The sequence below is a fragment of the Fibrobacter sp. UWB2 genome (genome assembly GCF_002210425.1).
GTDB lineage: Bacteria > Fibrobacterota > Fibrobacteria > Fibrobacterales > Fibrobacteraceae > Fibrobacter > Fibrobacter elongatus.
In genome coordinates, this window is sequence record NZ_MWQK01000001.1 from 520899 (window position 1) to 542697 (window position 21799).

Genomic DNA, 21799 nt, shown 5'->3' on the forward strand with positions numbered 1-21799 from the left:
CTATTTTGCAGAGTCTGCAGCCGGCGTTACTGCCGGTACATCATCGACCTTAAGCGATTCATCGGAAAGCGCCTGCATCTGCTGGAGGCTTATAGCAAGGCGGCTCTGACCCGGAGCATCGTACGAAGGAATGTTCTTGAGACCGCGTTCGATAACTTCAATAGCCTTAGACTTCATGCCTGCAGAGGCATAAACATAAGAAGCAGCCCAGTAATTACGCCATTCTCTCGGGAACTGGTAGATGCCGAGTTCGAGGTACTTGGTCGCGCTATTGGCGATGTTTTCCACTTCGATCTTGTCAGCGAGAGTAAACGGCTTCTTGGTGATGAGGGCAGCAATCTTTTCGCGAGCGTCAAACGAAATCTGCAAGTAGAGCGAGACATAGCTGCTGAGCAAGCGTTCCGTTTCGGAATTGATGTATGCAGAACCGTCACCGAGACCGCGGAACTTGTAAACGGTGTCGATCATGGCGGCCGTAGCCTTGGCATCAAATGCGTTTTGCTTCGGCGTGAGGTCGCCCTTCACAAAGTTGTAGACCATGCCTTCCTGGACCATGTACTTTTCGAGGCCCATGAAGTTAGACGTTCCGACCGTCGTCGAGATTTCAATCGGGCGGTCCATATTCTGGAGTGCAAGGTCGATTACGAGCTTATGCTGCGTGAGCATCATGCTGGAGCGGTTTCTCTTGGCCCAATCCAAGAATGCATCCCAGACCTGGTAGTTCACCTTGAACTGGAGAAGCTTAGCGGAATCAGCGTCAGAAAGGTAACCCTTGGCTTCCAACTGTTCAATACGTTCCTTGAGCTTCGGCTTGAGCGTTTCGGCACGGCGAACCCAAGTAGACACCTGGTGGTTCGGGTTGTTGGCGCTGTTATTGTCAAGGACCATGTCGCTATCGATCGTTTCCTTGTTGTAAGAGAGCTTGAGAATCGGTTCGTTGACAAGCATCTGCTTGATGTACCAGTCGGTGTTACCCAAGGAAAGGTTCACCACGCGAACATCCTTACGGACACCGGCAACTTCCTGAGCAAACCACAGCGGGAACGTATCGTTATCGCCATTCGTGAAAAGAATAGCGTTCGGACGGCAGCTGTTGAGGAGGTTGTAGGCGTAATCCCAAGGAACCCAGAGGCCGGAACGGTCATGTTCCTTGTAGTTAGAGAAGCACGGAACGAGGAGCGAAACAAGCACGAGAGCGGCGGCAATCGGCGTAGCGAAGGCGGCCGTTGTTGTCGTTGTTGCGGCAAGGAGCACCAGGATACCCGCACCGATACCGTAAATCATGCTCATGAAGATGAATGCCGGCGTATAGAAGTAGTCACGTTCGCGGACTTCCATGTGGACCGCTTCCGGGAACGGAGCGCGCTGGCCAAAGCGGGCAAAGCTTTCTTCGATTTTCTGCCAATTTCTCCAGGCAGACGTATTTTCGGCATCGCTAATCTTCTTTTCGTATTCGGCAATTCGAGATGCCGGAGCGTTATTCAAGCGGAGGCGTTCAATCGCATACCTGGAATGTTCGATAGTCTGGCGAAGGTCGATGAGTTCGTTCGGGTCCGGGAGGGACGAGATGCCTGCACCGGCATTGTTCAAGTCGGCCACATTGCGGGTCATGGCGCTCACCCAGTAATCACGGTCGCGCTGTTCCATGCGGCTGCCATCGGCAAAGTTGATGTAGAACAGAAGGCCGAGAGAGCAAAGGGCATAAAGCGTCGAAACAAAGATACCCACATGCTTATTGCGCTTGTAGACATACACGCACACCGCAATGAGCAACCCGTTAAAGATCAAGAAGTAGAAGAGCTGCCAGCCGATATTGTCGCCCATGAACGACATCTGGGTCGGGAACTTGAAGCCCAGTCGTTCGACCGGTTCATTTTCGGCAGCGTCAAAGACATAGACGCCATTGGAGTAATTCACCCCACCCACCTTGAACGGCAGGTACTGGGCCATCTGGTAGCCACCATAGCTCATGCTCGGGAAGGAGAGCACCTGGTGAGCCAAGCGGGAACGGCGGTAGAAAGCACGGGTAATCATGCTTTCGGAACCATACTGCTTACGTTCAATGAACGCATTGAAGGCGTCCCAGTTCTTGGATTCGAAAAGGTTACCGAGCTGGAGGTTGCCCTGTTCGTCACGGATATTGAGTTCCGGGTCGTTTTCGTCAATCGTCGGGTTGAGTTCCGAACGGATCGGGATGTAAAGGTGCGTGCTGTAGCCGACCAATGCAAAGAACGCAAAAGCAAGAGAAAGAATGAAGCTACGCTTAAAGCCAGCTTCCCTAGTTCTGAAAACTTGCAAAGCAATTGCGGCATAGCTTAAACCGCCCGCAATCAACGTACCAGCAATCGTAATAAACCAGCTATCCGTAATCATGGACAAGGCGACTGCGACCAAGAGAGTCAAGCCAGCCAAGGCCGTATGCAGGAACGGGAACTTTTTGCTGAGCAAAAGGACACCGCCCAAGACGAGAAGGCAAATCAGGGAAATTTCAATGAAAGCGGACACCATGTAAATCACGGAGCAAAGGAGCGTACCCGTAATCCAGATAGGGATGCGTTCAACAATCTTTTTCGGCTGAGCCACGAGAAGCAAGGCAAACACAGCCGGGACAGTGAGCATCGTATAAAGGTGAGCGCCAACGCCAAGGAATGCGATATAGCAAATGAAGATGAGGATGCGGTCGCTACCCGATTCTTCGCGCTTGTTGTACCACACGAGACCGAGGTAAGAGACGAGCATCAAGATGAACATGGCAACGCCATAGACTTCGGCTTCGACCGCGTTGAACCAGAACGTATCGGAGAACGTGAGGAGGAAACCAGCGACGAGAGCGGCAGTGCCGAGCACAAATGTGCGCATTTTTGCAGAAATCTTTTCAGCAAGGGAGTCCGTCTTGAGGACCGTTGCCAAAAGTTCCCAGGCAAAGAGGGCTGTCACATAGACCGTTGCGGCAGAACTCACCACAGAGATGTAGTTCACGCGCTTTGCGATTTCACCCACGAACGGCAAAAGGAGAATAACCGCACGGGCAAAGAACACGAAGAACGGCGTTCCAGGAGGATGCGGAATGCCAAGTGTGTTAGCGCAAGCGACGAATTCACCGCAGTCCCAGAAAGAGACCGTCGGGGCCATCGTCATCATGTAAACGATCAAAGCAATAAAGCCAGCGATACCGGCAAAAATGTGCTTATGCCACTTCTCGTTAATCTTCATAAAAATTAAGCATCCTTCTTAGTATTGTTTGCAACCATGCCACGCTTCTGCAAGAATCCAGCGAGGAGTCCGTTCACGAACGTGCCCGAAGAATCCGTGCTGAACTTGGCAGCTACCTGAACGGCTTCAGAGATGACCACCTTCATCGGGATTTCAGGAACATACAAAAGTTCGACCATCGCGATGCGCAGCACAATCCTGTCGAGAGTCGCCATGCGCTCAATTCCCCAATGAGCGGAGCAGGCTTCGATTTCGGAATCGAGTTCGGCCTTGTGAGCAAGGACCAAGTCGACAAGCTTCATGCCGTACTTTTTCATGTTGTCCTGGAGCGGCTGGGCTTCCAAAACGCCCGGGAGAGCATCTGCAACCGTACCGCCAGAAATTTCCATTGCGTAAAGCAACTGCATCGCAAAGACGCGAGCAGGTCTAAAACTTACTTGTGCCATAATTATTTTCCAATCTGCTTGTAAAGATTTACCATTTCAACGGCAGTTCTTGCCCAGTTGCAACCGAGGTTGCCGGCCTTGAGGCCTGCGCGGTTCATCGCCTGGTCGACCGTGTCGGTCGTCAAGATTCCGAGAATCACCGGAACCTTGCCTTCGGCAGCGAGCGATGCGATACCGCCCGTAGAATTGTTCACAACCACGTCGTAATGCCCTGTTTCGCCACGGATAACGGCACCGAGAGCAATCACGGCATCGTACTTGCCAGAATCCACAAATCTGCGGCAGAGGCCCGGCAGTTCAAAAGCACCCGGCACATGAGCCACAGCGATATTATCGCTATCGACGCCGAGCGTTTCGAGTTCGCGTACAGCGCCTTCGAGGAGGCGGTCAGTCACCACTTCATTGAAGCGGGCTACGGCAATCGCGACCTTCAAACCAGAACCATTGAGGGAATTTTTGAATTCTTTCATCTTATTTTCCTTCATCTAAAACTTCGGCTGCGCCATGATCTGCATTGTCGAGATGGAGCTCGTGGCCCATCTTTTCTTTCTTGGTGCGCAGGTAAAAACGGTTGATGTTGTTGGGCTTGATTTCGATAGGCACGCGTTCCACGATCTTGAGACCGTAGGCGGAAATACCAGAAATCTTGCTCGGATTGTTCGTGAGGAGTCGCATTTCCTTCACGCCGAGGTCTGCCAAAATCTGGGCGCCCGTACCGTACTGACGCAAGTCGGACTTGAACCCAAGGTGGAGGTTCGCCTCGACCGTGTCCATCCCCTTTTCTTGCAATTCGTATGCACGGAGCTTATTGCAAAGACCAATGCCACGGCCTTCCTGACCGCGCATGTAGAGGAACACGCCGCCATGTTCGCCAATGAACTTCATAGCTGCGGCAAGCTGGTCGCCGCAATCGCAACGGAGGCTACCAAAGATATCGCCCGTGAGGCATTCGCTGTGGACGCGCACATAAACCGGCTTACTGAAGTCCGGATTACCGGCAACCCAGGCCACATGTTCGACGCCATCGGTCTTGCTGCGGTAGGCATAAGCCGTGAAATCGCCGTACTTGGTCGAAACGTGCGGAGCGGCCACGCGCTGCACAAGCTTTTCCGTTTTCAGGCGGTAGTCAATCAAGTCGCGGATCGAGATAATCTTGAGGTCGAACTTCTTGGCGACTTCCTGAAGCTGCGGCATACGGGCCATCGTGCCGTCTTCGTTCATGATTTCGATGAGGGCGGCAGCCGGGCGGAGACCGGCGAGCTTGGCGAGGTCCACAGCGGCTTCGGTGTGGCCTGCACGGCGCAAAACGCCTTCTTCCTGGGCGTAAAGCGGAGAAATGTGACCCGGACGGCCAAAGTCCGAAGGCTTGGAATTCGGGTCGGCTAATGCCTGAATCGTCGCTGCACGGTCGTGGGCGGAAACACCCGTGGTGCAGCCCTCAAGCTTATCGACCATAACGGTGAACGGAGTGCCAAGCATGGAAGTGTTTTCGGCAGTCTGACGCGTGAGATTCAATTCGCGGCAGCGAGAAATCGGAAGCGGGCAGCAAAGCACGCCACGCCCCTCGTGGAGCATGAAGTTCACCTTTTCCGGTGTAATCTTTTCGGCGGCGATAATGAAATCGCCCTCATTTTCACGGTCTTCGTCATCAACCACGACCAAGAACTTGCCGTTCTTGAAATCTTCAATGGCCTCTTCAATCGTATTAAGCAAGGTCACGTTCCTTTAGATAGTTTTCAATATATTTGCCGAGCATATCGACTTCTACATTCACCACGGTGCCAGGCACCCAGTTTCTGAGATTCGTGCGGGCTAAGGTCTCGGGGATAATGCAGACGCGGATGTAATCCTCCCCTTTTTCGGCCACCGTAAGGCTAATACCGTTCAAGGTGATGGATCCACGACGGATGACATAGCGACGCAAGTCAGCTGGCAGAGCCAAATCGACTTCCACGCCCGTTTCGCGCGGAGTGACGCGCAAGACTTCGGTGGTACAGTCCACATGCCCCATCACAAAGTGACCGCCCATAAAGCTATCGGCGCGGCAAGGATACTCGAGATTCACGAGATCCCCGACTTTTGCCTGCTGGAAGGACGTATTCACGACAGTCTGGTGCATGAGACAGAACGTTGCTTCGTCATCGGTACAGTTTTCAACGGAGAGACACACGCCGTTATTGGCAATGCTGTCGCCCAGTTTGCTGTTTTTGAAGAATCCCGGCGACTTCATGCGCATGGTAAGCGCGTCTCCCCTGTTTTCGAGGGAAATGATTTCGCCGGTTGCTTGAATTATACCCGTAAACATACGAGCATAAATGTAGAAAAAATGGAGTTAGTTATTAGTTATTAGTTACTAGTTACTAGGGGGAAAAGGCGGATTAGTTTTCGCCTATCCCGGATAATACACCGTCAGGACATCGGGGCCGATGACAGCAGATTCTTTGGCGACGATGTTGGCAGGCAATTCGGGGTATTCGAGGCCCGCCTTGACGGCGCCAGACTCGATGAGATTTTCAAGGGATATATCGATAGAAGAATCGGTGGAACGCCAAAGATCGAGGCGGTTCCATAAAGGCTGCGCATTTTGCGTTTGCGAGAGATTGCGAGATTCGCCGTTGAACAGTTCGCGAGCAAGACGAGCACCGGGTTCCACCATCAAGCGGTGCATTCCGCGAGCAGACAAATCATCAACCATCGCACGCCAGTTTTCGGCAAAAGAATCGTTTAAGAGTATAACGCACTCCGCAACGTTCAGCAATTTCGGTTGCGCCACGCACGAAAACACGATTGGCTTTGCATCGCTCGCACTGAAAATTTTCAAACGTGAAATTTCATCAGCGCTAAATTCGTGATGCCCCGCCCAAACAATTTTCACAGGATTGTTGCCTGCGGCATAACGCACGTCTAGGCTCGGGTTATCGGCAAGGAGCGTCCCTGCACCAACGAGAATAGCATCGCTCATCGCACGGAGTTCATGATTCCAGCAATTAGCGCCTTGCTTTGTAATCGCAAGCGGCAAATGTTTGCCAGAAGCATCAACGCAACCCATAAATCCGTCTTGTGAAATGGCAGACTTAATTTCTATAAAAGTACGCTTACTGCGCACAAAATAATCATACGCTTCAAAATAGCGTTCGACTTCGGCAAAGACCGCTCGACCTTCAGCTTCACGAGAAGCTTTATCCAACGGCAACGAGCTCGTAAATTCAAAGACGCGGCATTCCGTACAAGATTCACCGTTCGAGCAATCCTCGACGCAAGCAAGAGTGCAAGCTTCCTCGCCCTCATGGACTTCAATACCCGCTTCTTCGAGAATCTTACGAGATTTTCCATGCACCACAGGATTCGGGTCGGAATGTGCAAAATAGACTTTCTGGATTCCGGCTTCAATAATTGCCTTGGTGCAAGGCGGCGTGCGCCCGTAATGGCAGCACGGCTCGAGCGTCACAAAAATAGAGGCTCCGCGAGCGAGTTCACCCGCATCGCGTAATGCCATGACTTCAGCATGAGCACTCCCGGGGCGCTGCGTACGCCCCTTCCCCACGACAATCCCGTCCTTCACAACCACGGCACCAACCGCCGGATTTGGGCGGCTTTCGCCTATCGCAAAAAACGCCTGCTCTAAGGCAAACTGCATGAAGTTTGTGATTTCTTGGGGCATTCCTAAATTAGTTCTGCGGCGGGAAAGCGAGGATACCACCTTCAACGTTGAACACGCGGGTGAAACCCTTTTCAACGAGGAACTTCGAAGCGGCCATACTGCGCTTGCCACTGCGGCAGTAAATCAGCAAGTCCTTATCCTTCGGGAATTCACCCAAACGCTGCGGCATTTCCTGAAGCGGAATGTTGATGGCGGCAGCAGATGCCATGCCCTTAGCCACTTCAGCCGGGGTACGCACGTCAATAAGAACGGCACCAGCCTTGTTCATTTCAAAAGCCTTGTTCCAGTCAACCGTCGTAATCGTAGCCACATTCTGTTCAACAACAGCTGCGGCCGGCTGAACTGCCTCGACCTTTTTAGCAACAGCCTGCGGCTTCGGTTCTTCAGAAGAATTGCAAGCCGTCGCAAGCAACATTGCACAGAAAGAAATAGCCAATAACTTATTCATTTAAAAACTCCTTGAAAATACAAAGTAAAAGATAACTTATTTCACGTGGGAATCGATAAAGCTAAACGTTTCTTGATATGCCTTGTCGCGAACATCCTTGCGAGAAAGGAACAAATCGTGCAGGCCATCGGGGATTGTACGCGTTGTCACCTTTTCGCCCAAATTCGGTGCCCATTCCTGAATGTGATCCACATTTAACACACCATCGCAATGCGTGTAATCTTCGGACCATTCCTCGCCATCTGCAGAGCAATCGCCATGCATCACAAGCACCGGAGACTTAATATCAAGCTTGGAATGGACTCTCTTTTGACCATTCATAATCGCACGGAGCCAGCCCAAAAATTGTTCCGGGCGAGATTCACTTTTTAAATTTTCGTTGTATTCCCATTCGCCCTTTTCATGTTTCAAAAGGGAATAGGCATAATTCGGGTCGCCCGTCGAGCCCACCGAGAAGTCCGGCATGAATATCGACAAATCGGCAAGAATCGGAAGTCCAATCTTACGCAGGAACCAGTTGAAATTCATGTCCAGGAACGGGCTATTGAGCACTAGCGCTGCAAAATGTTCATCACTGCGGTCGTTCACGTAAAGCGACGAAATCAAGCCGCCCTGGGAATGAGCCACAATCACAAACGGAACACGTTCCGCTTCCTCATAATCGTCCACAGCAATTTTCTTGCTGAGTTCTACAGCGACATCAAGTTCGGCGTAAAACTCCTTGATATTACGCATGTCACCACGCGGGTCGCCATCCACATACGAGCGTCCGCAATAATGCAAATCAATCGCAAAGAATGCAAAGCCCGCAGAATCCGCCTTTTCGGCCAGTTCCTTCTGGAAGAAGTAATCGTTGTATCCATGCACATACAAGATGATACCGCGCAAGCTCACGTTGTTCTGCGAATCCGCACGCGGAGAACTCCCAAATGGATACTCAATCAACGTCGAGCGGAAAACTTCCTCGCTATCGGGGCTCGTCTCTATCGGGTAGACCTTGAAAGGCTCGCCGAGTTCCATGTCCACCTGCACTTTAGACAGGGACTTTTCAATAATATCGGGATCCACGTCAATCTTGGACGTGCTATCCAGCATCACATCGTGCAACGCTTCGGCATTCGCAAAATACACGTAAACCGCCGATGCAATAAAGAAAAGCACCAGCGGAATAATCATGACGATTATTTTAGCTTTTTTCATGAGCTACATAATACTAAAATTAGCGACGCTCGGTCATTACGATAGGAGTTGCATCACGTCTTTTGCGACCTGCGACGGATTCAAGTGATTTTTCTCACAGAGATCCGCAAAGCTCACCTTGTCGTAGAACTCCTTGGAAAGTCCGCGCACGAGCACCTTCGCACTTGTATCGCCAAGAGAGGTCGCCACCTTCTGGCCAAAACCACCCTCGATCACGCCATTTTCGAGCGTGACAAACACATCGTGAGTCTTTGCAAGTTCCAAAAGCAAGTCCTTATCGACCCCGCTTGCATATCGCGGGTTCACAAGCGTTGCATCAATGCCTTCGCGACGCAGTTCAAGCGCCACAGCCGCAGCACGCTGGTAGAAATCGCCAAGACCAATAAGCGCCACGCGTTCGCCACGATGCACAACCTTAAACTTGTTGAGATTGGAGTAATCCTTCTCGAAAATATCACTTCGATGATGCACTGCATTCGGAATGCGAATCGCCACCGGATGTTCCGTCTGGTCAATCGCCCAGTCCGCCATCGTCTTGAATTCCTCAACGCAGGTCGGGCAAAGATAAACCAAGTTCGGAATATTCGAAAGCATCGGGATATCGAAAATGCAAAGGTGCGTCGTATCGTTCATGCCATCGGCACCTGACATCGTCACCAAAATTGTCGCCGGATTGTTGTTTGCGCACAAGTCCTGAGATAGCTGATCGTAAGTGCGCTGGAGGAATGTTCCGTGCGTACTGTAAATCGGCTTCGCGCCACCCTTTGCAAGTCCGGATGCAAGAGCTACCGCATGCTCTTCGGCAATGCCTACGTCAATATACTGCTTACCCGCCTCTTTACGACGAGCTTCATAGAAGCCTATTCCCGCCGGAACGGCAGAATGGATCACGACAACCTTCGGATCGCTCTTGATTTTTGCCATCAAGTAGAGGCCGAGAATTTCACCGTAATTTTCGCCACTGCCCCAGTTGATTTCGCCCGTTTCGATGTTGAACGGAGCCGCCCAATGCCAGCCTTCGCGGTTCTGTTCGGCATAGGAATAGCCACGGCCTTTTTGCGTATGCAGATGCACCACGACCGGGCGCGTCGAATTTTTCACGGACTTGAAAATTTCAATGAGCGAAGCGATATCATTACCTTGTTCAAGATACTTGTAATCAAAGCCAAGCGACTTAAAGTAATTGTTTTCAGACTTGCCCGCAGTCGCGCGAAGTTCTGCCAGGGACTTGTAAAGCCCGCCGTGGTTTTCGGCAATGGACATTTCGTTATCGTTCACCACAACAATAAAATTCGTAGCGTATTCGCCAGCATTATCAAGACCTTCAAACGCTTCGCCACCGCTCAAGGAACCGTCACCAATTACAGCAATCACATTGCCCGATTCACGCAGCACATCGCGAGCGGTCGCAAGGCCAAGCGCAAGGCTCACCGACGTAGAGGTATGCCCCACCATAAAGAAATCGTGTTCGCTTTCGGTCGGTTCGCTATAGCCCGTCACATCGCCGTAATGCGATTCGTCCAAGAACGCCTGGGCGCGGCCCGTGAGCATCTTGTGGCTGTAGCTCTGGTGGCTCACGTCATAGACAATCTTGTCCCTCGGAGAATCAAAAACGTAGTGGAGCGCAATCGTCCCTTCTACAAATCCGAGGTTAGGCGCCACGTGACCGCCACGCTTAGAAAGCTTTTTAAGGAGTGCTGTGCGCATTTCGGCGGCAAGCTGTTCGAGACTCTTGATGTCCAACGCTTTCACGTCGGCAGGGGACTTGATTTTTTCTAGGAACATGAAACCTCATGATGCCCGTCAAGCGGGGATAATACATTGCGGTAGAAAAACTTTTAAAATAATATATACAAAAAACGCCCGCAAAAATTGAGATTTCCGCGGGATTTTGTTACATAAGTATACTGGAGCTACAGCACGTAAAGCGCAAGAACAACAACGAGTGCAATAAACGGGAGCGCAAAAAGCGAGAGGAATCGCAAGCAATAGAGCGCAACTTTCACATTCCAGAAGAAAAGCCGCCACCTTCCCTGCTTAGTCTTGCGGATTTCGGCCTGACAATCGGGGCAAATACTGCCGATTTTATTGCGATAACGGATGGCAAGGTTACTTTCCATCGGGGACATCCCCACCTTGTCATTAAATTCCTTTTTGCAAATTGAACATGTACTTAGCATGTTGCTAATATAACAATCTAAATTCCCTTAAAGAGCGTAGTTATTTCCAGGGAGCCACTATTTCCTTTAAAAGAATGTCCATTATAATAACTGTATTTCAATTTCCATGTAATCAAAGTGTCCTTTTCCAAAGGCGATTCAAGATTATTCCAAAGATAGAATGGCTTTTTGTTGTATAACGTGGGATAAGTCGTAAGCATTGATATTGGACGAAGTTCGATTTCTTTATAAATGCAAACACGTTTAGAATCTTCCGTCGTTGTGCACTTGGTAGTATTCGAAGCCCAGTCCGGCAATCCTTCCACAGAAACAGAATATCCTGTGAACAACGTATCCATTCCAAAAATTTCTTTTTGCGTATCAAGCGTATCCAGCGCATTGCGGAACGCAGCCGTATCAAATGCGGGCGCATTGATGGCAGGAACATAATCCGTCCAAGCATTTACACCATAATTCAGGAACGTTGTGTCAAGAGCAATGGTTCGATATGTCGTATGGAAAGCATCATGGAAAACAGTATCACGCACACAGCGGAACCCCGGTTCAGAGCACACAGACTTACTCACTACTATTACAGTTGAGTCATAATACATATCCGGCAAACTAACAACAACAGTCTTAGCAGAACTTGCATCAAGATCATACATATAACAAACGCTAGCTTGTGTGCAACTAAAGGTCTTTTGCGTATCCGAGGAATCTAGATTACAATAAATAGGCACGCTACCGCACGGACCTGAATCGCCACTTTTTTCAGCTGTAGGTTGGGTAAGCGTATCATTTTTTTCTGTATACCGGTCAAAGTAAATAAAACTGGTGTACTTTTTATTGACTGTAATTACGGTATCATCGTAAACTGTGTCCTTATAAATATTCACGACACTACGGACAAAAATAGTATCGCAAAAAGCACGCAACGAGTCCAACTGTTCTTGCGTTTTAGTGTCCGACCATCCAATCGTACATTTGCCATCCGGAGTGTAACTTATCGGTTCCCGAAATGATTCCGGACCAGATGTTGAGCTATTGCACGATGCGAACAACGCCGCCACCGAAGAAAACAAAAGAGTTTGGACTAAATTTTTCATGTAAATAAAACTATAAATCTGTTTACAGAAAAACGAGAGCAAAAATGCAGGAAAAACGGGAGTGGATGCGAGAAACCACGCAAAAAAAAAGTCAGAATGTATTATATAGAATATTCAGCTACTTCTTCACAGCTATGAGCACAACAGAGCCGAGGATCAAGATGATCCCTGCGATGAGGCGGGTGGTGATCGTTTCGCCGAATACAGTCACGCCAATGGTCACGGCGGTCACGGGTTCAAGCGCCCCGAGAATTGCCGTAGGCGTAGAGCCAATAATTTTCACGGCCTTGACCATAAAAATAAGTGAAAGCACCGTCGGCACAAAGCCAAGCATAAAGCCCCAACCCCACGAACTTGCCTGCGTAAAGAGCGGCGGGAGGCCAGCGCCAAGTGTCACTGAATAAAGCAGCAAAAAACATAGGCAAAAACAGATGGCGTAAAAAGTCATTTTCACGGAGCCCATCTGTAGGTTGATGCGGTTTGCCATCACCATGTAAATCGCATAGCTTATGGATGACAAGAACACCAGCAGGCACCCCACTGAGCTTAGCGTCGAGCCATCGCCGCCGCGATACAAGAGCGCCACGCCCACCATCGAGACCGCGATAGAAGCGATTGTCCAAGCCTTTATACGTTCCTTGAAGAAAATGGCCATGAGCACCGAGACTTCGAGCGGATAAAGGAACAATAGCGTGGATGCAAGCCCTGCGTCCATGTACTTGAAGGATGCGTAATACGTAAGCGAACTTACCGCAAAGAGGAATCCGAACGCGACAAGCGCAAGGAACTCGCGAAACGAGATTTTAAAATGCGAGCCTTTCGCGAGAATTACCGCAAAAAGGAGAATTGCCGCCGTAAAAAAGCGGTAAAACAGAACCGTTTCAGGCGAGTAATTCTGAGCGTACAAATGCAACGCACCCAGCGGATTCGTGCCGTAGCAAATGGCGGACGCAGCCGCGAGAGCGAAACCTAAACCTGTTTTTTTCACGCACGAAAATATAGGAAATCTTATTTAATCGTAGCCGGACTTTCAGTAAAACCGAATTTTTGGCGAGCCCAAGTTTCCATATAGGGCAGAATTTCCTTGTAAGGTACCACAATCATCACACTACCGTGGGTATGCCAGCCGATGTCGAAAGACAAACCGTCAAAACCGATACCGTCCTTCAAAAAAGAAGGCTCTAGCTGGAAATCCATGCCGATGGCTTCGGCCCTGGCGTCGTATTTTTCCGCATATTTGCGAAGAAGCAATACAATCGCTTTCTTTTCATTTGGGTTGAAAATAGTGGAATCAACCAACGACCCGTCTTTCTTCGAGAAGGTCCGATGATACTCGTAATTGTATCCTCCGGCAGCACCGGCATCGTACCCGGCGTTCGAAATATAATAAGTCGTCCACAGCTGTGAATTGAACGCGACATCTATACTGTCCTGGCGTTCGTATTTGAGAGTGGCGGCGACTTCCGTCCGGGTGCTGTCATAGTACCAGTCATCGGGATAATTCCTGAGTTCGGATTCAATGGACCGCTTGTATGCTTCCACCTGACGGTAAAGGGCTCTTTTATGAATTTTTTCTAAATGTCTGGCGTCAAGGACCGTGTCGGCATCGGTCAAGTCATCGCCCAGCAGCCCCTTGATGATTTTCCGGTAGACCCATTTAGGATAAACCTGGAATCTCGGCAACTCCCAGTGCAAGGAAACCCTGTAAAACCTGTTGCTGTCGCTCATCGTCCCATAATTGGAGAATTCCATACAGCCCTTCTCTTTTGTGGGGTCGCATTCAATCAATTCGTCGTCATGTATGGCGATCTCCGCCTTGACCCGTTCCAGATCGCTTTTTCCAATCAGGCTGTATTCCGTTTTCATGTCGGTAAGCATGGAATAGACTTTATCCACCTTCTCTTCCAGAACGGACAAGTCCTTGTCATCCCGAGCCTGCAATGCAACTGTCGGTTCCTTTTTGAGGGCATCTTCCGGTTCTTTGGAACCGCTTTGGAAAAAAGTAAGCGAGCAGATAACTACCGCGACAAGGTATGCTACCGATAAAATCGAGCTTACGATTTTTTTTGCTTTGGAAACCGTTGGGCTCGGCCTGTTCATAATGGCGAGCACGAACGCCACTACAGCAAGCGGAAGCAAGAAAAGGTACATTCCTCCCCGCGACGTAAGACCCACGAGAATCCCGGTCAAGATAAAAAGCGTTTCAAAAACTGCCATATTCTACTCCATAGTAGTGAAAAGAATTACACAAAAAATTAGATAAAAATTTTCACACCTCATTTCAGTCTTATAACTCGTTCCGAGGGTGTTCGCGAGCCTGGGAGCAATTTAGGGCGGAGCCTTAGCCGTTATTTTTCAAGCAGAACTTTCAACCAGGCACTATTTTGACACCGTCTTCTAGAACGCCATCGGTAAAATAAGCTAAGGATTCCGGAGACAATGAACATAACTCTTGTGATCCTTTTGGGAGTCCCAGAACGAACTGAAGCCCATATCATCCAAGAACATGTTGTAGGCTCTGTTGCCATCATTCTCTGTGGCAGTCCAGTAATCACAATCCACAGGAAGAACAGAAAAACCGTATCGGTCTTTGTCCCTAGCTAGGAAGTATCCCCCCCATCTTAGATCCAATTCATATTTTTCTTCTAGGTCCCTATATATTTTTTCTATTGTTTCTTTTTCTTGTTTTTCTACGTAGCCTAATAGGGTTTCATATTCTTCTTTGGCGGGAAGATGCCAACCAACTGGGCATGCATTCAATGCAGATTCCCAAATGTAAAGCCGTCCGTACTTAGCGCATTTTTCTGGATCATCCTTATAGCAATAGCTGCCGTTTGTTTCATAATTCAGGTTTTCGGCCATCCACACTTGGTTGCCTAATTTCACGGTTTTGTAGGTTTTTCCATCGCGAGAATCCATGATGTAATTATGATTTCCCTGTGCGGATTGGTTGGGTTTGTACTCACCCTCGTTTGTTTTCTGATAGGGTTCTTCTTGCGTTTCGCGGGTTGGCGTGTTTGTTTCGCTTGTGTTAAAATGAGTGCGCTTATTTTCGGGGAGAGATCGTTTGTATTCTGTAGTTACGGGAATATCATTACTAGGGGCATAGGATGAGTCTCTCGCAGATTTTTGGTTAATGATAAGTGCCAAAATGGCTACCACTATGAAGCACATGATTAGAAACAGCGATAAAGGACTCTTGATAGTGTCGATAATGGTGCGGGCAGTGAACATGGTGAATCGGACACCAATATTGACAAACAATATTACGCCAACGACAATCAGTAAAATTACGAGAAAGATGATTAATACAGTGATCATAAAGTATCCTTTTTCTATAGTACCCTGTCAAAATCCGTTAATTTAAATAGAACCTCAAATAATGATTTTCCCATCAAAAATGTAGCAAAAGCCACAACAAAGGTGTCCTTAAAGTTCGCATAATTAAAAAATTTTCCATATTGGGCAAAATTTCCTTGTAAGGCGCCACAAGACATTTTTCGGTATAATTTAATTAAAATCCCTTGGCAACTTTTATTATTTGATACGCTTCCTGAATTTTAGCGAAACGCTCTTTTGCTGATTTTTTGTCCCATTTAGGAGAATCAGATTCCTTAATTATTTTTCCATAAGCAGACTGTATTTCTTTTTCAGAAGCATTAGGCGTGCAACCGAAAATAGCGTAATATTCGTCCATTAAACTTTCATCATCAAAACTGGATTCAAAGTTGTTATCTTCAGATTGTTGCTGCGAATCTGATATTGTCCCAGAATCCGTGATACGATATAATTCATTCTTCTTTTTATTTTTTACGCCCTCGTTGACCTTTCTCAAAAAATCTTCCGAATGCGCAGCAACATTCATATCTAACTTAATTAATTTTTGAGCAAAGGGTTCCACGATGCAATAGTATTCATCTTTTGTCAAGTCGAACATCCCGGCAACTTTGGACAGAATCTTTTCAATACCTGTATAGTCGTTTTGGTTTTTTATCGGTCGATGAATAGGTTCTATAAGTCGAAAAAGCGATGTTACAAAATTTATCGCATCTGCCTTGTCGTAACGCACAAGAGCTTCTTTCAAATACGACGAGGCTTGAACAATTGACACTCCATCGTCGATAGCGTCGTTACACCTATCAATCATCAAACCCTGCTTAAAGCCTTGACGCTCATAAAAAAGGCGGGATGACAATCCCGCCTACAGTCTACTTTCTACTGCCTAAATGTTTAATTAAATCGCGAACTTAGTTGCGTCGGCGAGCTGTACGCTAGCGATGCGGGAAATACCCTTGATTTCCTGCGTCACACCGTAGAGCATATCGGCTTCGGCCATGGTACGCTTGTTATGCGTCACGACGATGAACAAGGTCTGCTTACTGAATTCACGGAGGAGCGCCATAAAGCGACCGACGTTAGCGTCATCAAGCGGACCATCAACTTCGTCCAGCACGCAGTACGGAGACGGCTTTTCCATGTAAATAGCGAACAAAAGCGCCGTTGCCGTAAGCGCGTGTTCACCACCGGAAAGCGCCTTGATACCGCGCATTTTCTTACCGGTCGGGCGGACGTTGATTTCGATGTCGGCATCGAGAATGTCCATCGGCTTGCCCATTTCGTCCACGCGTTCCACGAGGTTCATCTTCGTTTCGCCATTGAGGAACAGCTTACTGAACACGAACTGGAAGTTCTTCTGGATGCGTGCAAACGTATCCAGGTAGCGCTGGCGGGCAATGTCGTCAAGCTTTGTGATGGTGCGGTCGAGCGATGCACGGGCGCGATCGAGGTCGTCGAACTGTTTTTCGACTTCTTCGAGGCGCTTCTTTTCGTCTTCGTAATCTTCCATCACGTTGATGTTAATCGGGCCAAGCTCTTTGATCTTGCCGCGGAGTTCACGAATCTCGCGGTCGGCTTCGGGCTGCGTGTATTCCACACGTTCAACGTTCTCGGGATTGTCCAAATCGACAGTCCATTCGTTCGTGATGCGTTCGCGGAGGCGGTCGAGATTGTTCTGAAGGGATTCCTGACGACGGCCGACGTCATTCAGTTCCTTCATCTTTTCAATCATGTCATCGCGGAGGCGGTTGACTTCATCACGCCATCCTTCAAGATCGCCGCTCACGAGGTCGTAGCGTTCACGTGCAAGGTCGCGGTTGCGTTCCAGTTCACGGAGCGCATTATCCTTCACTTGCGCTTCGTCAGCGAGCTTGTTGCAATCCGTCTCGAACTTTTCAATCGAAACCGTGTTCTTTTCGATTTCTTCACGGCGGTTGCGAATCGTATTGTCCAAAAATTCCATCTGGTCAGCAATGGCGACCACACGGTTCTGGTTCTGCTTGAGGCGAGAAGTCTTGTCTTGCGCACTGCGTTCGAGTTCGCGGACATCTTCTTCTTTTTCGCGGAGCATCGTCTCGTTTTCACCGAGTTGATCCGAAATCGTCTGGTAACGTTCTTCGACCTTTTCGACTTCAGCTTCGGCTTCGGCAAGTTCAGCATCGCTGTTCTTGGACTGCGTCGCCGCATCAATTCTGTTCTGCGCGTTCGTCACTTCGCCATTCAACTGGTTCAAGCGACGGGTGCAGTTTTCAACCGTATTTCGGTGAATGCGGATAGAAGCATCGCCACCACGCAGAGAATCGCGCTTTTCACGGATTTCATCAACCAAAGACGAAAGCATCTGAGCATCTTCTTCAGTCAGTTCACGCAATCGGTCCACATTTTCTTCACCGGCAGAAATATCGCCAAGGACCTTTTCCAAAAGCGCTTCGGCATCTGCAATTTCGTTCTTGCGGGAGAGCGCTCCCGACGTCGAAACGCCAAACGACACAAGGCCACTTGTACGCACAATTGTATCGGCGGTGACAAAATTCAAGTTTTCGCCACGGTATTCCTTCGCCAAATTCAGTGCGGTCTGCAAAGAATCTACAACAAAATAGCGAGAGAGAATTCCCGAGAGCCACGGAGAAACTTCGTCATCCGTCTTGACAAAATCCTTGAGCGAACCTATGACACCCGGATTGTTCACCGGCTTGTCGTAAGCGGGAGCGGCACTCGAAACAAGCGACATGAGCACCTTGCCCACGTTTTCGCTCTTGAGCGCATCCACAATTTCGTTCACGGCACTATCGCCATTCACGACTACAGAATCAAGAATTTCACCGAGAGCGGCTTCGACGCTCGATGCGTATTCCGGCGTAGCCTCGATGCGTTCCGAAACAAGACCTCCAATGAGGTTCGCCTTGTTTTCCTTGAGGTAACGGTTGGCATCAGAGCCTTCGTTCATCACGCTTTGGAGCACATCAATTCTAGACTGCAAACGGGCTTCTTCATTCTTCAATCCCTGCAATTTCTGTTGCGCTTCGGTGAGTTCGGCACGTTCGGATTCCAAGCGTTCTTCACGCGTGGCACGCTGTTCTTCGAGATTTTCGATTTCGCGATTCGTGTCTTCGATACCCGCCTGGATTTCGGCGATGTTTGCTTCAGCATCGGACTTCTGCTTGTCGAGACCTTCAATTTCGGTCTGCCACTTCGCGATGTTCGACTGGAGCATGTTGACTTCGGCATCCATGCGTTCGAAGCGGCCGCGAAGGGAGTTCACGCGGTTCGTCGCCTGCAAGCGTTCGTTCGAAAGTTCACGGGACTGCGTACGCAAGTCATCGACCTTGTCGCGCATGACCTGGAGCGTTTCACGTTCGCGTTCCAAAAGCGCATTCAGCTCGTCCATGTCGTTTTCGCTACCGAGAACGGCAATTTCTTCTTCGAGGCGAGCCTTTTCTTCGGAGAGTTCCTGCGACTTCTGTTCGCTGCGTTCAATTTCGCCCTGAGCCTTTTCGTTCGAAGATTCAAGAGCGGCCATGGAATCGCGCAAACGCATGATGTTGTTGTTCAGGTCGTTTAAGGCAATCGTTGCCGCCTGGACATTGCGTTCCAAATCGCGGTAAGTATTTTCGTCCTCGCTAATTGCAAGCTTCTTTTCTTCAATCTTAGCCTGCAATTCCGTCGCCTGCGTCTTAGAAGATTCCACTTCGTGGTTCATGCGCTTGGTCGTTGAATCTAGCGTGGCCAAACCTTCTTTATAATCTTCAAACTTATCGAGACTTACAGACAAATCGAGTTCGCGGAGGCGTGTATTTAATTTCTTGTAAGCATTGACCTTTTCGGCCTGAGTTTCATAGAGACGGACAGAACGGCGCACACTGCGCAAGTTGTCTTCGACACGTTCCATGTCCATCTGCACACGTTCGAGCTGGCGGCGCGTTTCCTTGCGCTGCTGTTTGTACTTGCTCACGCCTGCGGCTTCTTCAAAGAGCACTCGGCGGTCATCTGCCTTATCCGAAAGAACCGCCTTGATCATGTCGGCGTTCATCTGCGAATACGTGCTGGAACCAAGACCCGAGTCAAAGAGCAAGGCGTGAACGTCACGCAGACGGCATTCTTGGTTATTGATGAGGTATTCGCCCGAACCATCGCGGTGCACACGGCGCGTCACAATGACTTCGGAATAATCAGAAGCAAGCGTACCATCGCTATTATCAATGACGATAGAAACTTCGGCAAGACTCATGGCGGCACGTTCTTCGGTACCGCTAAAGATAACGTCTTGCATTTTACCCATACGCAAAGCGGCGGCTTTCTGTTCGCCAAGCACCCAGCGGATGGCGTCCGTAATATTGGACTTGCCACAGCCGTTCGGCCCAACAACAGCCGTAAGACCCTTCGTCGGGAAGTTAATTTCCGTTCTCTGCGCGAAGGATTTAAAACCAAAAATCTTTAACTTAGTTATCTGCACTGTAGCAAAATGTAGTAAAAAAGTAGGAAGTAGTCGGTAGGCCCTACTTCAACTTAAATGCCACGTTTCCGTCTTCGTCTTGCGAGACAATGAGGTGCAGGCTGCCGCCTTCAAAGTCAAGGGTTGTTTCAGAATATACCATATGAACATGCCCTTCCTGACTGCAACCATTATCATCTATTTCAAATACGTTCGGTTCGCCTTGTTTGGCTAAAGCATACACTCTAACGGGAGTGCTATAAGTTGCACAAAACTTACCTACACTTGCAAGCAACTTAGCATTCCACTTGTCAAAGCGAACTCTAACCTTAAACGTTCCGACCCAGTCTTCTTCGACGACGCGGCTCTTTTCGCCCGGTTCAACCGCATCGCGAATCCATGTATACACAGACTTTCCATCTTCAGAAATAATATCGACTCCAAGAATCGTAACATCGGTCTTGTTTTCGACCTGGAGCCTCGTCGTCGTATCCGTAAACACATGGCTCATGCAAGCCGTCAGAGAGATTGCAACCAGACAAAGGAATAAACGTAAATACTTCATTAGTTGCCTCCCTGAGTTGCAGAACCATCGACCTTTTCGTAGCGAATACCCTTCGCCTCAATCACCTTATTGCCCTGAGCATCAATCGACGTGCTACCCAAATTTTGCTGTTCAGCACGAGCCTTCAAGATTTTTTTCAAATCAGGCTTGTGTTCAGTTGTTACCATCGGAGCAGGTTGAGAGGCTCCGCGCCCAAAATGGTCTCTACCGATTTTACCCATGCTCACCTTGATTTCTGCAATTAACGTGCCCTTGGCATGGAACATGTTCTCGTAGTCAAACACGGTATTGTAGCCCAAGCGGAGGAAGAACAAATCTATAGCGCCACCCCAGAGCAAATCCTTGGCGCCAGAACGTTCTTGACGGCGCAAGCAAGAAGCCTCAATACCTAACAAACGAGATGGAACCGGATAAAATTTCAATGCTGCAGAACGGAAACCATCATCCGGAAAATCGAACGACACATCCGCATACAAAACTTGTTCATAAAGATTTTGTTCCCAATTCAAACGTACAAAGTTATCGTCATCGCCATTCGTCTTGCGTCTGTAAATTGTGGCGCTCAAATTCGGCAAGAAAGTCTTGTAACCGCTAGAAACACCGCCATAAAGCGAGCGAGATTCCAAGTCAAGCGAGAGGCGGATCGTCTGGAACGTATTGCGATAGAAGCTCGCCTGCAAGCTCACGTTTTTGTAACGCGCATGAGCCCAGTAGAACAGCAAGGAATCCGACTCGTTCGGATAAACTTTATGGCTCGCCAGTTCAAGATTCTGGTGCTGCAAGCCGAGCGCTGCCGTAACATCATATTTCGTATTCGTGTACGAAAAGCCCCACGTAAATGATGATGAAATATGCGCGAAATCGCCATAATGCGGGAAGAAGAAAAAGTCCTGCGCATCCCAACCCACGCGGTCAAACCAAGTGAGGAATCCCAAATGAGATACAGAATCCAGCGCCCAGCTCCCGAAAATGCCATAATGATGCCTAAACGCAAAACCATCATGAACACCATACTTGCTCTTTAACTGCAACTGTTCGGACGAAGGCGTGTAGGTGTAGCCGATATCGACAAAGCCACCTCGCCCACCACGCATCACAAGACCGATATCACGAAGTTGACGGTCACGCATCACAAGTCCACTCTGAGTCAGCGCCTCTGTCGGAATCGGATCTGCAAAGGCAACACCCGCCACCATAGCGAGCAAGAGAAGTATTTTACCGATTTTCATA

At 49.0% G+C, this 21799-nt stretch carries 18 protein-coding genes; all 18 read right to left on the bottom strand.

Annotated elements, in window-relative coordinates; all coding sequences use genetic code 11:
• The 18 genes from B7982_RS02255 to B7982_RS02340 all read right to left on the bottom strand — a co-directional run bounded on the left by B7982_RS02255 (position 1) and on the right by B7982_RS02340 (position 21798).
• Entirely contained in the window at positions 1–3213 is a 3213-nt protein-coding gene (locus B7982_RS02255) for a DUF2723 domain-containing protein (protein WP_088659365.1), read from the bottom strand.
• A gap of 5 nt (positions 3214–3218) precedes the next feature.
• On the bottom strand, positions 3219–3659 hold the full coding sequence (gene nusB / locus B7982_RS02260) for a transcription antitermination factor NusB (protein ID WP_014547329.1): 441 nt from the start codon (positions 3657–3659) through the stop codon (positions 3219–3221).
• Between the two features lie 2 nt (positions 3660–3661).
• Positions 3662–4129, bottom strand: a complete 468-nt coding sequence (gene ribH, locus B7982_RS02265) for a 6,7-dimethyl-8-ribityllumazine synthase (RefSeq protein ID WP_088659547.1) — start codon at positions 4127–4129, stop codon at positions 3662–3664.
• A 1-nt stretch (position 4130) separates the two neighbouring features.
• On the bottom strand, positions 4131–5378 hold the full coding sequence (locus B7982_RS02270) for a bifunctional 3,4-dihydroxy-2-butanone-4-phosphate synthase/GTP cyclohydrolase II (protein WP_014547327.1): 1248 nt from the start codon (positions 5376–5378) through the stop codon (positions 4131–4133).
• Positions 5365–5964, bottom strand: a complete 600-nt coding sequence (locus B7982_RS02275; RefSeq protein ID WP_014547326.1) for a riboflavin synthase — start codon at positions 5962–5964, stop codon at positions 5365–5367. The genes B7982_RS02270 and B7982_RS02275 overlap by 14 nt, the downstream gene beginning before the upstream one ends.
• Before the next feature lie 84 nt (positions 5965–6048).
• Complete coding sequence (gene ribD / locus B7982_RS02280; RefSeq protein ID WP_088659366.1) at positions 6049–7320, bottom strand: bifunctional diaminohydroxyphosphoribosylaminopyrimidine deaminase/5-amino-6-(5-phosphoribosylamino)uracil reductase RibD; 1272 nt, start codon at positions 7318–7320, stop codon at positions 6049–6051.
• A 7-nt stretch (positions 7321–7327) separates the two neighbouring features.
• Complete coding sequence (locus tag B7982_RS02285) at positions 7328–7768, bottom strand: rhodanese-like domain-containing protein (protein ID WP_088659367.1); 441 nt, start codon at positions 7766–7768, stop codon at positions 7328–7330.
• A 36-nt stretch (positions 7769–7804) separates the two neighbouring features.
• Positions 7805–8968, bottom strand: a complete 1164-nt coding sequence (locus B7982_RS02290; RefSeq protein ID WP_233138322.1) for an alpha/beta hydrolase — start codon at positions 8966–8968, stop codon at positions 7805–7807.
• Between the two features lie 36 nt (positions 8969–9004).
• On the bottom strand, positions 9005–10753 hold the full coding sequence (locus B7982_RS02295) for a 1-deoxy-D-xylulose-5-phosphate synthase (protein ID WP_088659368.1): 1749 nt from the start codon (positions 10751–10753) through the stop codon (positions 9005–9007).
• A gap of 128 nt (positions 10754–10881) precedes the next feature.
• Positions 10882–11148, bottom strand: coding sequence for a hypothetical protein (locus B7982_RS02300; protein ID WP_158212951.1), 267 nt, complete (start codon positions 11146–11148; stop codon positions 10882–10884).
• 17 nt (positions 11149–11165) lie between these two features.
• Positions 11166–12236 (bottom strand): hypothetical protein, encoded by a 1071-nt coding sequence (locus tag B7982_RS02305; protein ID WP_088659370.1) that lies wholly within the window; start codon positions 12234–12236, stop codon positions 11166–11168.
• 118 nt (positions 12237–12354) lie between these two features.
• Positions 12355–13224, bottom strand: coding sequence for a DMT family transporter (locus B7982_RS02310; protein WP_233138323.1), 870 nt, complete (start codon positions 13222–13224; stop codon positions 12355–12357).
• Between the two features lie 20 nt (positions 13225–13244).
• Complete coding sequence (locus B7982_RS02315) at positions 13245–14453, bottom strand: hypothetical protein (RefSeq protein WP_088659372.1); 1209 nt, start codon at positions 14451–14453, stop codon at positions 13245–13247.
• Positions 14454–14657: 204 nt separating this feature from the next.
• Positions 14658–15557 carry an FISUMP domain-containing protein gene (locus B7982_RS02320; RefSeq protein WP_088659373.1) on the bottom strand — a complete coding sequence of 300 codons (900 nt, stop codon included), beginning with the start codon at positions 15555–15557 and terminating at the stop codon, positions 14658–14660.
• 193 nt (positions 15558–15750) lie between these two features.
• Positions 15751–16320, bottom strand: a complete 570-nt coding sequence (locus B7982_RS02325; protein WP_158212952.1) for a DnaJ domain-containing protein — start codon at positions 16318–16320, stop codon at positions 15751–15753.
• Between the two features lie 150 nt (positions 16321–16470).
• On the bottom strand, positions 16471–20025 hold the full coding sequence (smc, locus tag B7982_RS02330; RefSeq protein ID WP_088659375.1) for a chromosome segregation protein SMC: 3555 nt from the start codon (positions 20023–20025) through the stop codon (positions 16471–16473).
• Positions 20026–20068: 43 nt separating this feature from the next.
• Positions 20069–20569 (bottom strand): hypothetical protein, encoded by a 501-nt coding sequence (locus B7982_RS02335; RefSeq protein ID WP_088659376.1) that lies wholly within the window; start codon positions 20567–20569, stop codon positions 20069–20071.
• Positions 20569–21798 (bottom strand): hypothetical protein, encoded by a 1230-nt coding sequence (locus B7982_RS02340; protein WP_088659377.1) that lies wholly within the window; start codon positions 21796–21798, stop codon positions 20569–20571. Before B7982_RS02340 ends, B7982_RS02335 begins: the two co-directional genes overlap by 1 nt.
• Position 21799: the final 1 nt, after the last annotated feature.

What these genes read in the sequence shown, in the direction of transcription:
- B7982_RS02255 (WP_088659365.1), bottom strand. Translation starts at nt 3,213, where the DNA reads ATGAAGATTAACGAGAAGTGGCATAAGCACATTTTTGCCGGTATCGCT.
- nusB (WP_014547329.1), bottom strand. Translation starts at nt 3,659, where the DNA reads ATGGCACAAGTAAGTTTTAGACCTGCTCGCGTCTTTGCGATGCAGTTG.
- ribH (WP_088659547.1), bottom strand. Translation starts at nt 4,129, where the DNA reads ATGAAAGAATTCAAAAATTCCCTCAATGGTTCTGGTTTGAAGGTCGCG.
- B7982_RS02275 (WP_014547326.1), bottom strand. Translation starts at nt 5,964, where the DNA reads ATGTTTACGGGTATAATTCAAGCAACCGGCGAAATCATTTCCCTCGAA.
- ribD (WP_088659366.1), bottom strand. Translation starts at nt 7,320, where the DNA reads ATGCCCCAAGAAATCACAAACTTCATGCAGTTTGCCTTAGAGCAGGCG.
- B7982_RS02285 (WP_088659367.1), bottom strand. Translation starts at nt 7,768, where the DNA reads ATGAATAAGTTATTGGCTATTTCTTTCTGTGCAATGTTGCTTGCGACG.
- B7982_RS02290 (WP_233138322.1), bottom strand. Translation starts at nt 8,968, where the DNA reads ATGAAAAAAGCTAAAATAATCGTCATGATTATTCCGCTGGTGCTTTTC.
- B7982_RS02295 (WP_088659368.1), bottom strand. Translation starts at nt 10,753, where the DNA reads ATGTTCCTAGAAAAAATCAAGTCCCCTGCCGACGTGAAAGCGTTGGAC.
- B7982_RS02300 (WP_158212951.1), bottom strand. Translation starts at nt 11,148, where the DNA reads ATGCTAAGTACATGTTCAATTTGCAAAAAGGAATTTAATGACAAGGTG.
- B7982_RS02305 (WP_088659370.1), bottom strand. Translation starts at nt 12,236, where the DNA reads ATGAAAAATTTAGTCCAAACTCTTTTGTTTTCTTCGGTGGCGGCGTTG.
- B7982_RS02315 (WP_088659372.1), bottom strand. Translation starts at nt 14,453, where the DNA reads ATGGCAGTTTTTGAAACGCTTTTTATCTTGACCGGGATTCTCGTGGGT.
- B7982_RS02320 (WP_088659373.1), bottom strand. Translation starts at nt 15,557, where the DNA reads ATGATCACTGTATTAATCATCTTTCTCGTAATTTTACTGATTGTCGTT.
- B7982_RS02335 (WP_088659376.1), bottom strand. Translation starts at nt 20,569, where the DNA reads ATGAAGTATTTACGTTTATTCCTTTGTCTGGTTGCAATCTCTCTGACG.
- B7982_RS02340 (WP_088659377.1), bottom strand. Translation starts at nt 21,798, where the DNA reads ATGAAAATCGGTAAAATACTTCTCTTGCTCGCTATGGTGGCGGGTGTT.